13 protein-coding genes are annotated in these 12,690 nt (G+C 66.5%); all 13 read right to left on the reverse strand.

Annotated features, from left to right (window positions below; all coding sequences use genetic code 11):
• Window positions 1–176: 176 nt before the first annotated feature.
• The gene (locus PHN62_RS15980; protein ID WP_300152348.1) at window positions 177–1,106 is read right to left on the reverse strand and encodes a trypsin-like serine protease; all 930 of its coding nucleotides are present in this window, start codon (window positions 1,104–1,106) and stop codon (window positions 177–179) included.
• Complete coding sequence (locus tag PHN62_RS15985; RefSeq protein WP_300152349.1) at window positions 1,103–1,501, reverse strand: hypothetical protein; 399 nt, start codon at window positions 1,499–1,501, stop codon at window positions 1,103–1,105. The genes PHN62_RS15980 and PHN62_RS15985 overlap by 4 nt, the downstream gene beginning before the upstream one ends.
• Window positions 1,501–2,184 (reverse strand): hypothetical protein, encoded by a 684-nt coding sequence (locus tag PHN62_RS15990; RefSeq protein WP_300152350.1) that lies wholly within the window; start codon window positions 2,182–2,184, stop codon window positions 1,501–1,503. The genes PHN62_RS15985 and PHN62_RS15990 overlap by 1 nt, the downstream gene beginning before the upstream one ends.
• Before the next feature lie 10 nt (window positions 2,185–2,194).
• Window positions 2,195–4,441 carry a hypothetical protein gene (locus PHN62_RS15995; protein WP_300152351.1) on the reverse strand — a complete coding sequence of 749 codons (2,247 nt, stop codon included), beginning with the start codon at window positions 4,439–4,441 and terminating at the stop codon, window positions 2,195–2,197.
• 15 nt (window positions 4,442–4,456) lie between these two features.
• The gene (locus PHN62_RS16000) at window positions 4,457–4,897 is read right to left on the reverse strand and encodes a hypothetical protein (protein WP_300152352.1); all 441 of its coding nucleotides are present in this window, start codon (window positions 4,895–4,897) and stop codon (window positions 4,457–4,459) included.
• Between the two features lie 7 nt (window positions 4,898–4,904).
• Entirely contained in the window at window positions 4,905–5,840 is a 936-nt protein-coding gene (locus PHN62_RS16005; protein WP_300152353.1) for a phage tail protein, read from the reverse strand.
• A complete protein-coding gene (locus tag PHN62_RS16010) occupies window positions 5,833–6,939 on the reverse strand; it encodes a baseplate J/gp47 family protein (RefSeq protein WP_300152354.1) in 1,107 nt (368 codons plus the stop codon). Before PHN62_RS16010 ends, PHN62_RS16005 begins: the two co-directional genes overlap by 8 nt.
• The gene (locus tag PHN62_RS16015) at window positions 6,932–7,300 is read right to left on the reverse strand and encodes a GPW/gp25 family protein (RefSeq protein WP_300152355.1); all 369 of its coding nucleotides are present in this window, start codon (window positions 7,298–7,300) and stop codon (window positions 6,932–6,934) included. The genes PHN62_RS16010 and PHN62_RS16015 overlap by 8 nt, the downstream gene beginning before the upstream one ends.
• 103 nt (window positions 7,301–7,403) lie before the next feature.
• A complete protein-coding gene (locus PHN62_RS16020) occupies window positions 7,404–7,877 on the reverse strand; it encodes a phage baseplate assembly protein V (protein WP_300152356.1) in 474 nt (157 codons plus the stop codon).
• On the reverse strand, window positions 7,864–8,844 hold the full coding sequence (locus PHN62_RS16025; RefSeq protein ID WP_300152357.1) for a phage late control D family protein: 981 nt from the start codon (window positions 8,842–8,844) through the stop codon (window positions 7,864–7,866). Before PHN62_RS16025 ends, PHN62_RS16020 begins: the two co-directional genes overlap by 14 nt.
• Entirely contained in the window at window positions 8,841–9,065 is a 225-nt protein-coding gene (locus PHN62_RS16030) for a tail protein X (RefSeq protein WP_300152358.1), read from the reverse strand. Before PHN62_RS16030 ends, PHN62_RS16025 begins: the two co-directional genes overlap by 4 nt.
• Before the next feature lies 1 nt (window position 9,066).
• Entirely contained in the window at window positions 9,067–9,585 is a 519-nt protein-coding gene (locus PHN62_RS16035) for a phage tail protein (protein WP_300152359.1), read from the reverse strand.
• Between the two features lie 9 nt (window positions 9,586–9,594).
• A complete protein-coding gene (locus PHN62_RS16040; RefSeq protein WP_300152360.1) occupies window positions 9,595–12,684 on the reverse strand; it encodes a phage tail tape measure protein in 3,090 nt (1,029 codons plus the stop codon).
• Window positions 12,685–12,690 lie beyond the last annotated feature (6 nt).

Consider the following 12,690-nt stretch of genomic DNA (forward strand, 5'->3'; position numbering starts at 1 on the left):
TATAGCGGGACACAAGGTTTGAGAAATTGGGACACAAGGTTTGAGAAATTCGTCTTCCCTTGGCGATTGACGAAATCAGCACCATCAGAGTTCCCTGTTGCAACCTTGAATAGATATTCCCTGTCCCCCGAAAGAGCGCTGCGTGATCTGCAAGCGCTCTTTTCTTGCCCTTTAAATCAGTCTTCCATGGCCATGATAGCCGCTCTGATTTTGTCAGGCCTGAGGGGCGAGAAGAAGTTCCTCCTCTCATCCAGGGGGTCATAGCTGGAAACGATCAATGTCGGGACGATAACTCCCGAGGGCAGCTCGCGCCCAGCCGGGCTCCCACTGTCGGCGCGACGGATGCGGCACGCCTCCCCTCTTGTCTCCACAATGGCACGCCGCACGTCCACGACCGGCTGAGAGCACCGACTGACGAACTCCCCCAAGTGACCATCCCCATTCGAGCCCATCGCAAAGATGTGGACGGACTCGCCCGTCTCGACTTCGGCGCGGGGCGTCTGGGGGAGTTCGACGCCTCCGCCCGGATCATCGGGCAGCATAACGACAGCCCGGTCGTCACGATAACCGGCCGCGCCATCCGGCTCGAAATTCAGATCCACCACCGCCGCATGAATCAAGTAACTCGCTCGACAATTTGAGCGGCCCCGCGGCTCGATGCAGATCTCCAGCCGCAGCGGCGCTGCTCCTGTGCGATCCACTACGCAATGTGCGGCCGTCACGACATATCCGCCTACATAGAGCGCGCCGCCGCATTCGCCGCGCGATTCGGGAGAGGCGCTAGGGAATTGCGCCCTCACCTCCGGGCTTGTCGGATAGACGGCGCGCACCAATGCGAACCAAGGCGGGGTCTCCGTTTGAGCGCCGCCGAGCAAGGCGGCAGGGACCGTCACGCGATGATCAACCCCACGCTTATCGGTCTGCACCAGACTCCATCCGGCGTCGGCGAGGCGGTGGCGCAGAAGCGGACGATCCTGCGCATTTGAATCCATGGCTGGCGATTCGTCTTTGAGCGGGTTGCGTTGGACGTCTCCAAAGGCCCAAGTCAGGGCGGTGGCGATAACCGCCAATAAGCACAACACGGCAAAGACAATATTTCCCCTCATGGAGTTTCCTCTCCTTGACCGAGATGCAGTCCTGCGGCTTGGGTCCCATACCGCCCATATGTCCGCGCCATCGAAATTCTTGAGAGCGGCCCACTGGCTGAATCCTCAAGCATCCGTCGCCGTCTTTCCGCCTCGACATAAGCACGCATGTCTGACGGCATTTGCTCGGATGTGATTTCGGCCTCCAGGGCCTGGGAGCAGTGGCAATGCTCGAACCAGAAGAGCGCGTCGATAATGCGCCGCAGTCGCCGCCAACCGGGGCGCCCTTGCGCGTCGCCGCGATAGGCCGCGAGGGCGGAGAGCGTCACATCGGGCGATCCTGTCAGGAGAAACGCCCCCGTCTGGCTGAACCAGACAAGCAGGCGGCGGCCGAAGAAGGCGAAGACGCGGCGCATCAGAGTTCCCCCGATTCGGCGGGCGGCGCGAGGTCCAGATCCGGCATGTCGTCATCCAAAGGCGGCGGGGCGGCGGGCTCTTCGACCGGCGGCGGCGCGAGAGCGGCGGCCTCGGCGGCGACCTCCTCTGCGGCTATGGCGTCCAGATCCGGCGTTTCGGCGTCCAGCAGCGCGCTCGTCTGGACATAGGAGGCATAGGCGCGGGAGAGCGCCGCATCCACGGCCCTCCCGCGCGCCAGGCGCGTCTCGGCGTCGCTCGCGGCCGTTTTGAGCAGCACCGGCGGGCAAATCGCGCCTTCCGGCAAATCATCCACCGAGCCGCCGGCCCGCAGATGCGCCACCGCCAGCTCATGCCCGGCGTATTCCGCCTGCGCCAGCCCGAGCGCGTCGAATCCCAGCGCGGCGCTCTTCGAGCCGATGGCCGCCCTCAGCGTCGCCGAGCCAGCCTCCGCCAGAGCCGCCGCGACGACGGTCAGGGCCAGCCGCGTGAGCGCATGGCCGTCCGAGACCACCGTCTCCCGCTCGGCGGGAGAGGCCGCCAGATCGATCCGCGCCCGCAGCGCCGTCAGAGCCTGAGCGCGCCTCCCCGCCCGCCAGGCCGCGAGGATAGCCGCCTCGTCATGGCCCGCCGCCCGCGCCTCGCGCACGCCCGGATAAATCCGACCGTCAATCTCATATCTCATGCTCGTCTCCTCAGAGCGTCGTCAACCCGCGCAGCCGCGCCCAGGCGGGCGCAGCCGCCCCCGCCGCGCCCGCGCCATCGATCCATTTGCCCGCCTGCGCCGTCGGCCAGGAGCCCGCCTGCACGTCCAGCTCGACGAACCCGCGGCTCGCGCCGACGATCCAGGCCGTGGCGGCCGCCGGGCGCTCGATGTCGCAGCGCAGCAGCCGCAGGGACGCCCTCGACGGTCCCAGCGCGTGCAGATCGCGCCCGATCAGCGCGTTGTAGGGGGAGGGCGTCCCGGTCTCGGGGGCGGCGGGGAAGCGCAGGCCCAGACTGTCGAGCGTGACGTCGATCGGGCCGTGAAGCTCGCTGAAGACCAGCCCGCCGACGCTATAGGTCCCGTCGCCGTGGTCGTGATTGGCGAAGGTCCATGTCCGCTTGATGCGGGCGCTGTTCACATTCGCGCCTTGAATGCGGATGAACTGGAACGGCTTGTTGACGACGCTCTCCGCCGTCCTGCCCGCCGAGGAATAATCCGAAAGCAGGTTGATGGTCAGCGCGCAGCCGGAAGGCGCGCTGCGGATCGCCTGACGAATCGTCGCATAGGGCGCGCCCGCCGAACCATCGCCGGTCGTGTCGGATCCCGTGGCGGAGTTCACGAAAAACGTCACGCCGAGATCCAGCGTCGGCATTTCGTCGACGCCCCCGATCCAGCCGCCCGAATTCGTGACCCGCCCGCGCGCCACGCCCGTCAGGGGGGCCGCCGTGACGCCCAGCAGCAGCCCGCCGCCCCGAACCGCGATCGCCCGATTCCCGAAATCGGTCGCCTCCGTGATCTGGACGATGGCGCTTCCTGTGGGGCCGCCGCCGAGAATCGTCATCGCGCCGCGCTCGCCGTGCAGATAGCTGCGCCCCTCGGTGACGTGGCCCTCCAGCGTCAACTGCCCACGCTCGACATGCGCGGCGTAGAAACCGCCATGGGATCTCGCGTAGGGCGTGCTCATGTTCGTGCGGTTGCAGTAGATCGTGCTGTGTCCGCCGTGGAAATGCCCGAGCGATGAAACCCAGCTTCCGAAGAGGCTCGACACCGCCGCATAGTCCCGCGCCTGGGTCAGACGGGGCTGAAACAGTGTGATCCTGTGCCCCTCCTGTCCGACGACGTTCGCGCCGCATCCGGAGACGCAGAGCCCGTGGCCGCACAGGTCTGCGCCGATCGCCCAGATCCCGTTGCGATCCGCGCCGTGGATCCAGAGTTCGTAGGGCCGCCACGTCAGCGTCGAACCGTAATGCGCCAGCGCCCCTACGCTGCGGCCCCGGCTGTCTGTCACGTCAAGGGCGAGGTTCAGGCGCAGATCCGAGCGTGGCAAGCCGACATTGGAGTCGCCGGCGACGAAGGCCCCTCCGGCGAAATCGACGGCGGTGCGGCACCAAGAATACGGAACCAGGCATTTATGACCCACAGGGACGGGCTGCACCGGGAAAGCCGTGCGTCGATCAACGCCATGGACGACCATGCGGCGCGTCGCGGCGGTGACGGAGACGACGCGGAAAACGCCGGCGCAGGCGTCGGTGACCTCGATTTGCGCGGCCGTCCGCGTGGAGGAGGCCCATTCGTCGCAGGCGAGGCGGATCGTCTGTCCAGCAACGATCCCCGACACGCTGTCGAGCGTGGCCGTGATGACCGTCCGCTGCGCCCCTAACGGCAGGGCCGGATCCAGAGGACCGCCAGGTGCGATGGAGAGAGCCTCAATCGTCCGCTCCGCCCAGAGTTTGCCGTCGGCCCCGCGCCAGCCTTCGACGATTGTGAGCGCGCCCGGCGGGGCTTTGGCCTGCACGGTCATGACATGCTCGCCGGGGCGCAACCGCACGACGACGCGGCCGCAGCCGTCCCAGCTCGCGGCGAGGTTCAGGGCCCGCTGAATTTCGCCGATCGGGAAATGGCCGCCCTCGCCGATGTCGAGATACGCCGTTTGGTCCGCCTGCAGGACGAGGCGCGCGCCCGTCGTGATCACCTCCGCCACCCGAGCCTGAACAAGCTCGTCGGCCGCAGGAGGGAGCGTCGCCTCAATCGCATCCTGCATGCCGCCAAGCCGCGCCGCAAGATCTGGGAACCCGCCCCTGGCGTTGTCCATCGCCATCTTCAGGTGGGCCGTTCGGTCTCCAAGTTGACGAGCCTGGATATTCGAGATTCCATCCGGCCCTCCCACCACAGGATCGGTCATCTCGATCTGATAAATTCCCGACCGCCAGGCGGCTTCTTCCGGCAAATTCGCCATGATGCGCTTCCGTCGTCAAAAGATGATGGTCCAGGCCCCGTCGAGGCTGATGTCGTCAGCCTTCTCGATCGGAGCGCGGGTCTTGCGGGCGAAAAGCGATCCGTCTGATGTGATCAGGCCGAACTCCCGGATGACGAGGCCAACGGCCTCCGAAGTCTCCAGTCGCCAGTCGAACTGAACGCGGCCGGGGGCCGGATAGCTGTAGCCCGCGACCGCTTTGATGAAGGGTGTGGTCAGAGCCGCATCCTCCCAAGAGGCGGGACCATCGGCGCTCGTCCCCACGCCGAAGCGGGTGACGATCTTGCCCGCGCCGTCTCCGGCGATCAGGCGCGCCAGGGCGTCGCGCGCGCCGGGCATGATCATGTTCTCGTCGCGCCAGCTCTCGATCAGCGCGCCGCTTCGGCGGATGTCGATCTGGAGCGAGCCTCGCAAGGCGAGCGTTTCAACTGCGTGCATGACTCCCTCAAAGGACGTTTGCATGGTGATGAACCGGGGCGGAATGGAGAGCATGGCGCGTCACCCGGATAGGCATGACGGGATCCACGACCGAGGGCCGGTCGGCTCCATGGAGGATCCCGGAATAGAGGCGACGACCGTCGTGGAGCGCCGCGCTCCCGAAACTTTCTTCAGCGCTGAGGCTGAGGCGGAATGAGAGGTCGGCCTGTCGATTATCGTAGAGCGCGCCCGCCGGACCCCAGCCCTTGTGTTCGCTTCCGGCGTCATGGAGCAGCCCGCCGTCATGGAGGCGGCGGATCCCATGCTCATGCCGCAGAGAGCCGTCATAGCGACGTCCCCACGGAACGACATCTTCGCTGTGATAACGCGTCATCGTTGCGAGATGCGCCTGAGCTTGCAGTTCGTCAGCAAGGCCAAGGCGAGCGCCCAGTCCAACCAGATGGGATCTGGCGTTCTTCCAGATCTCGATCAGATGGAACAGCTGTACAATCTGCTCGGAGGTCAGGCTCTTCGCCCCGAGATCGACCAGAACCCGGAAGGTCGCCCAACGCAGGCCTGAACCATAATCGGCGGCGGCGGAATAGGCGGCCTCTCCGTCGTACAGCACAACTGGAGCGCCCTCGACGATGTCGGCTCCCGCATAGCCGATGGCCTTGACGGCCTCGCGAACCGCCCAGGGCGTCCCCCGATGGCGATGCAGATCGAGGCCGCGACGGATGAAGGCCCGGCGCTCTTGCGGCGTCGCGGCGAGATCCCATCCCGCGCCGCCCATGAGGTCGAATTGCCAGGCGAGCAGATGCAGGGCGCCGTCGGGCACATCGTCCAGACGATAGATCAGCAGGGTCGCAAGATCGAGATCGTCGAGGCGACCGAGCAGCCCCAAGAGCGCGCGACTGCGTTCGTCGTCGATCCCAGCCGGGAGTAGGCGCAGGTCCTCACCCATCGGCCGTCCCCGCCAGGATCAGATCGATCCCCGTGCAATCCGCCCATTCCTCCGGACCCAGCTCGCGCCAGAGAGGTTCAGCGAGCTGGATGCGATAGACGCCTGAGACCGAGAGCGCGGCGACGAGCTGGCTCTCCACGAGATCGCGCCCAAGCCCGGACCGGCGCTCTGCGACCCAGGCTTCGGCGGCGCGGCGGACGGCCGTCATCGTGACGGAGGCGTCGGCGGCGCGATAAAGGGTGACGGATCCGACGATCCGGTAAGGCGCGCGGATAGGCGCCATGACCTCCACCCTGTCGGTCAGGGGGCGGGTCTTGTCGTCGGAGAGGCGCGCGGCGACGAGATCCAGCAACTCCGCGCTGGGGGCGCCCTTATCCGTGAGGATATGGACGCGCACCAGGCCCGGGCGCGGGCTGAGGACCGCCGCATCCACGATGGACTGATGCGCGGCGATCGCATGCCAGCGATAGGCGCCGACCGGACCGGCGACGGAGAAGCTGCGCGGGGCCTCGCGGATGCGCCCCCTCAGGCGATCATCCGTTTCAGCCGCCCTGCCGCCATGAGAGGTCGAGATGTTGACGACCGAAATTCCCGCCAGCGGATCCAGCAGATCGGCGATCTGCCCCTCCACATAGCCATTGCCGGTTTCGCCGGGCGCTTCGGCCGAGGCGGCGACCTCGACGAACAGGCTCCCTGCGGGGATCTCGACGGGCGCCGTCGTGGCGAAGACCGCGCGTCCGTCTCCGGAGCGGACCCGCGTTCCGGAGGAGACGATCGTCACGCCGGAGCGGGCGGCGTCCAAGACGAAGCGCAGGGTGGCGACGGCCGAAGCTGGAGGCAGACGACGGACGCCCAGCAAATCGCCCAGATGATCGAGCATGGGGAAGGCGGCGTAAGCCAGAAGGTTTTGCTTCGCCGCCTCCTGAATGGCGATGCGGACCAAGCTTTCCCGATAGGCGATCACGTCGACGAGCAGCCGCTCGACCTGGGCGGGTTGCAGCTTGCGTCCGACCATGGCTTCGTAATCGGCCACCATCTGCGCCGTCAACCCGCGCGGATCGCGCTCGACGAAACTCGGCTCGGGGAGCGCGTCAGACATCGCGCACCTCGGTGGCGATCATCTCGCCGCGGCCGTTGAGGCGCCATTCGACGGTCAGACGCAGATGCGTCGTCGCCAGATTCTGCGGAGCGACGCGGATCACTTCGATCCGGGGCTCCCAGCGACGGAGCGCGTCGACGCTCTCGCGCACGACATGCGGCAGGGCCTCGGCGATGGGCCGATCCAGATAACGCCAGAGATCGGAGCCGAATTCCGGGCGATGCGGAACGGAGCCTTTGGGCGTCAGGAGGATGATCCTGACGCATTGATGGATGTCCTCCAGGCCAGCCACGATCTCGCCATGCGCCCCCAGGCGGGGCTGCCAATCGGCGGCGGCTATGTCGCGAACATCTTGAGCCATGCAGGGAGATTATGCGCTTTGCATGATCTCCCCGACCCGGACAGCAGTCCCTCCAGACGAAAGCGTCTGCCCAGCTTATGCGCAAATCCGCCTGTCGGCCAAGTCAGGAGGGCGCGTCGGTCGTCGAATCTCCACGGCGCACGCCTTCATGGACATGGGTCTCGCCCACGTTCACGCCGTTATGGGTCAGGCGTGGACCTGAGATGGCTACGCCGGAGGCGGAGATCTCCACCCGCGTTCCTCCGACGGAGAGAATAAACGCACGGGCACCCTTGTCATAGGTCAACGAGGCGCCGTCGCCATAGAGGATGGCGTGGACGCCCGGATCTGAGGCGGGCGGCCTGTCCGCATCGGAATAGATGGAGCCCAGAACGACGCCCGCCTCCGCATGCTCGTCCATGAGCGCTGCGACATGCTCGCCGACGGCGGGCATCCAGTAAGCCTTGTCGCCCTTCGTGCGCGGCTGGAGGATCTGAAGCCACCAGCTGACAATCTCGTCGTGATCGGAGAATCGCACGCGGGCCCTGACGCCGACTGGATCGATCTCGACCACGATCCCCAGTCTAGGATTGGACATGGCGCAGCTCGACCTCCGTCACATAGCCCGCCCGGCGCTCGATGCGATGGCGGGAGGTTTCGATGAGATAGCGCCCCGACAGGGCGCCCAGATCCGGAATCTCGATCACGACGCCCGCCGCCAACCGTGGGTCTCCCTTGAGGTCGATCCGCCCGGTCAGGGCGCGGGCGTTGGCGCGCTTCAGCTCGGCGGCGGCGCGGATCCGGGCCTGAGCCTCGCTCTCCACCCGCGCCTTGACCTCCAGCACGTCGCCGGTCGTCACCCCTTCCGCCTCCACCGTCACCTTGATCAACCGGGAGGTCTCGGGATCATGATAAGAGAGCGCGCAAGCCTTGTAGATCTGGCGCGAGGAATCCCTGAAGCTGAAGCGGCCCATCTTCGCTCTGGGAATGGAGGCAGCAGGCGTCTGGCGCTCCAGATCTCCCGCCTTCGCAAAATACAGCATCTTCCCCCGCACGGAGACGACATGATCATAGTCTCCGGCGAGGCGGCGCAGGAATTCGAGATCGCGCTCGACATATTGCGTGACGCGCCGCATGGCGCCTTCCTCGATCTCGCCTTCCAGCGTCAACCCATGCTCGGAGGCGATCTGTTCAGCGATCTGACGCAGGGTCTTGTTCTCGAAGGCGCGCGTCCGCTCCGTGCGCAGACCGGCGCTGACCGGCGCGGCGAGTCCGCGAATGACGACCACATCCGGAGGCCCCTCGAAGCCGATTTCATCCACCTCGAACTCGCCGCAGGGCAAGAGCGCCCCCGCCCACCCGATCTTCAGATTCATCAGATCGCCCTTGGAGGGCAGCCAGGCGCCCTTCCAGCGATGCGAGCGATCTTTGAGCCGCACTTCGATTTCGTCGGATTTCCCATGCTCAAAATCGACATAGGCGATGGAGATCGCCTCTGGGGCGATATCAGCCGTGACGTCGCTCCCCTCATAGATCAAAACCCATTGCGCGGCGGGGATGATCATGAGCCCCTCCGCTTCCACGGGGGGAGGCCCTGGTCGACGACGACCGCATCCGGCAGGACAGGCACGAGCAAGAGGACGCCCGCCTCCAGAAACGGCCGGATCGGGACGCCCGGATTGGCCGTGACGATCGGCTCGTAAAGATGGGCGTCTCCATAATAGGTCCAGGCGAGCAGATCCCAGCGATCGCCCTCGCTGGTCAGATGCTCGACATATTCCGCCATGTCAGGCCCTCACGATTCTGGAGGACGGCGTGGAGTCGGCCGCCTCCGAAGGCGGCGCAGATGGAGCCGCCTTCCGCGTTTTGCCGCCTGCGCCTGAGGTCCGGGCGGCGTTGTTCTCAATCCGCAGGTCAGAGGTCGCGGCCCCTTTGGCGTCATGCTCCAGAAGCACGGCCCTGGCGCGCGTGGAGAGGAGAACGCCGGCTCCATCGGTATGCCGCATCGTGACGTCGATCTGGCGGATGACGAAGACCCCGACATAATGGCCTGAGCCATAGACGAAAGGCAGAGCCTCATGACGCGAGGCGGCGACGCGCAGCTTCGCCAGCTCCACATCAGGATCGCAGTAATCCACATGAAGGACGAGGTCGATGACGATCTCTCCCAAGGCTTCGCCGACATATTGCAGTTTCGGCTTGCCCTCGATCACCGCATGCTGGGCGTAATCCCAGGCGCGCTTGCTTGAGATCCCCTCAAAAGAGATCGACGTCTGAAATCTGATCGAACCCAGCATGGCGAACATGTCGAAGCCTCAATATTCAAGGCGCTGGCGGCGCGCCGCCTCATCGCCCAGGATTTGCGCCAATTCATACCCCATCTCGCGCAGGGCCTTCATGACCGCCTCGCGCGTCTGGACCTCATCGCCGCCGAAGCCCGCCGCGAAGGAGAGGCTCGGCGCGAAGTGGATCTCGATCTTGCCGCCCGCCGCCGAATCGGAAGATCCGGCGGCGGGAGATCTCAATCCCTCTCTTGACGAGGAGAAGCCGACTTGCGGCAAAGACCTCGCCGCCTGCATCACAGGAAGCCGCTCCGATCCGACCATGGGCGCCGCAAGAGGCGCGCGCAGGGCGGCGGCCATTTCAGCCGCCAGCCGCTCGACGGCCGCCACCGCCGGAGCGGGACGCACGGCTTCCGCCAGCGTTTCGGCGAAGCGCACGCGATGCAAATCCGAAAGAGGGCCGATCTTCGCCGGCGAATGCGGCAGGTGGTCGCGCATAGCCTGAACGGTTTCGCGCACCGCGGCCACCGCGTCGGAAGCTCCGGCGCGAATTCCTGCGGCCAGCGTGCGCATGAGAGAAACGCCATGGCTGCGGAAATCCTGAGACGCCAGACCATCGCCAAGCGTCCCCGCCAAGGCGACGCCCTCGTCATAAAATGAAGCCCGCGCCAGAGCGCGCGCGCCGAGTTGGACGGCCCGGCCCATGGCCGCCTCCATGCCCGAAATCTGCGCCATGGTCTCGGCGGCCTCGGCGGCCAGAGCGTTGACCGCGGCGACGGAGGCGCCGACGTCCACCGCCGCCACGGCCTCCATGGCGACGCGCAGTTCGTCAGACGCGCGGGTCGCTCTTTCGACGGAGGCCGGATCCCCGGCGGCGATTTCGATCACATCGCCGCGGGAGAAGATCCCGCGCAGCCTCTCCCAGGCGCCGGAGGCCACGCCGACCGCTCCTGAGAGGATGCCCGCCAAATGATCCGCGATGGGGCCGAAAGCTTCGGTGATCGTGGCGATGGGCGACCAGGCCAACAGAGATTTCAGCCCGTCCCAGACGCTGGAGATCCCGGCGAAGGCGAGGTCGAAGGGCGTCCGCATGGCGTCGACGAGACTGGACCAATCGACATCCGGCATGGTCGGGATGAATCGCCGCCAATCCAGATCCGGAATCAGGGCGCCCCAATCGAGAGCCGCGATTGATCCCAGAACGCCAGACCAGCTGAAGCCGGGAATGAAATCACTCCAGTTCAGGGCCAAGATCCAGCGACCCCAGTCGAGCGCGCCGCCGAGGATCGCGGACCAGCTGAAGCCGGGAATGAAGTCGAGCCAGCGGATCGGCAGGATCCAGGAGACCCAGTCGAGAGCTGAAACAAAATTCTCCCAGGTCAGGGCTGCGACGAAGTCGCCCCAGACCAGACGCGGAATCGCCGCCATCCAGTCGAAGCCTCGCCGCGCTCCGGAGGACATGCGCTCCCACCATCCGGAAACCCAGTTTGAAAATCCTTCAAACGCCCTTTGAACGCGCGCCCAGAGATCCTTGAAGAAGCCGGAGATCGGCTCCCAATAGCGCCAGACCAGCAAGGCTCCGGCCACGATGGCGGCGACGGCGAGGCCGATGGGATTGGTCAGAAGGGCCAAGCCAAAAGCGCGCGCCGCGACGGCGGCCATACGGAAAGCGGCGACCAGCCTCCCCTGCAACAGGGCGCCCATAAGGGCGAGCCGCACCATCAGGAAGGGAAGATTGCCCGCCGCGAGCCAGAGGCCGGCCGCAAAGACGCGGATCGCCGTGACGGCCGCCAGGAATTTCGGCGCAAGCCAGACCACGGCCAGACCGATCTTCGCGAAGGCGCCAAATCCGGCGCCGACCATCGTGGCGAAGGCCCCGACCACGGCCATGATCGGCGCGACCACGGCGATGACGGCGGCGGCCAACCCCGCGACGATCATGCCCGTCTTCGCCAATTCCGGATGGGCGGCGACCCATTCGTTCAGCCCCGAAGCCGCCTTGGCGCCCCAAAGCGCCAGCTCGGTGAGGCGCGGCAGAAGAATGGTTCCGAGGGAGATGCTCAGGGTTTCGACGGCGCTGGAGAATTCGGTCTGGGCGCCGCGGAAATTATCCGCCATCTTTTTGGCGACATCCGCGGCGCGCCCCTGCGACTTGGTCACCTCCGCGACATAATCGCCGATCTTCTTGCCTTTGGAGAGCAGCTCCGCCGCTCCGGCCGCCGCCTCCGCCCCGAAGATCGTCCCGATGGCCTCCAGCTGCTTCTGGGTGCCCAGCCCTTCGACCGCCGCGCCGACCTCGTTCAGCAGCGTCACCATATTGCGCAGATCGCCCTTCTCGTCGGCGATGGAGACGCCCAGACTGCGCAAGAGCTTCGCCGCTTCGCCCGTGGGCGCCGCGAGGCGCTGGAGCATGGCGCGCAGGGCCGTGCCCGCCTCGCTGCCCTGAATGCCCGCATTGCCCAGCAGGCCCGCCATGGCGGCGGCCTCCTCCAGACTCAGGCCTGCGGCGCGAGCGAGGGGCGCGATGTATTTCATCGTGTCGCCCAGCATCGGGATGTCGGTGTTGGCCGTGGTGAAGACCGCCACCATCACATCGGCGACGCGCGTCATCTGTGCCGCATCCAGGCCGAACCCGGACAGGATGTTGGACGCGATGTCGGCGGTGCGCCCGAGGTCCACCGCTCCGGCGCGCGCCAGATCGAGCATGGAGGGCATGGCCGCCATCTGCGCCGCGGCGTCAAAGCCCGCCTTGGCCAGAAACCCCATGCCTTCGGCGGCCTGGGTGGCGGAGAAGGTGGTGGAGGCGCCGAGCGCGAGCGCCTGCTTGCGCAACGCCTCCAGCTGTTCGCCGGTGATGTCCTTGGTGACCGCGCCGACCAGCGACATGGCCTCCTGGAATTCGGCGGCGATTTCAATCGGTCCGCGGATCGCGCGGGTCATCTTGCCCGCCGCGCCCTCGACCAGAGCGCCCGCCACGGAGGCGCGCGTTCCCCAGTCCCGCATGGCTGCGCCACGTCCTGCGACGCGGTCGAGATCGCCCATCTGCGACGCCATCCGCCGGACAGGCCCGGTGAGATGATCGATGGCGGCGATGATCACGGAGAGATTGAAGACGCTGTCCAAGACCGC

The sequence above is a fragment of the Neomegalonema sp. genome (assembly GCF_028688855.1).
Taxonomy (GTDB): Bacteria; Pseudomonadota; Alphaproteobacteria; order Rhodobacterales; family Rhodobacteraceae; genus Neomegalonema.

Excerpts from the sequence above, each read along its gene's own strand:
- PHN62_RS15980 (WP_300152348.1), bottom strand. The coding sequence starts at position 1,106 with ATGAGGGGAAATATTGTCTTTGCCGTGTTGTGCTTATTGGCGGTTATC.
- PHN62_RS15985 (WP_300152349.1), bottom strand. The coding sequence starts at position 1,501 with ATGCGCCGCGTCTTCGCCTTCTTCGGCCGCCGCCTGCTTGTCTGGTTC.
- PHN62_RS15990 (WP_300152350.1), bottom strand. The coding sequence starts at position 2,184 with ATGAGATATGAGATTGACGGTCGGATTTATCCGGGCGTGCGCGAGGCG.
- PHN62_RS15995 (WP_300152351.1), bottom strand. The coding sequence starts at position 4,441 with ATGGCGAATTTGCCGGAAGAAGCCGCCTGGCGGTCGGGAATTTATCAG.
- PHN62_RS16000 (WP_300152352.1), bottom strand. The coding sequence starts at position 4,897 with ATGCACGCAGTTGAAACGCTCGCCTTGCGAGGCTCGCTCCAGATCGAC.
- PHN62_RS16005 (WP_300152353.1), bottom strand. The coding sequence starts at position 5,840 with ATGGGTGAGGACCTGCGCCTACTCCCGGCTGGGATCGACGACGAACGC.
- PHN62_RS16010 (WP_300152354.1), bottom strand. The coding sequence starts at position 6,939 with ATGTCTGACGCGCTCCCCGAGCCGAGTTTCGTCGAGCGCGATCCGCGC.
- PHN62_RS16015 (WP_300152355.1), bottom strand. The coding sequence starts at position 7,300 with ATGGCTCAAGATGTTCGCGACATAGCCGCCGCCGATTGGCAGCCCCGC.
- PHN62_RS16020 (WP_300152356.1), bottom strand. The coding sequence starts at position 7,877 with ATGTCCAATCCTAGACTGGGGATCGTGGTCGAGATCGATCCAGTCGGC.
- PHN62_RS16025 (WP_300152357.1), bottom strand. The coding sequence starts at position 8,844 with ATGATCATCCCCGCCGCGCAATGGGTTTTGATCTATGAGGGGAGCGAC.
- PHN62_RS16030 (WP_300152358.1), bottom strand. The coding sequence starts at position 9,065 with ATGGCGGAATATGTCGAGCATCTGACCAGCGAGGGCGATCGCTGGGAT.
- PHN62_RS16035 (WP_300152359.1), bottom strand. The coding sequence starts at position 9,585 with ATGTTCGCCATGCTGGGTTCGATCAGATTTCAGACGTCGATCTCTTTT.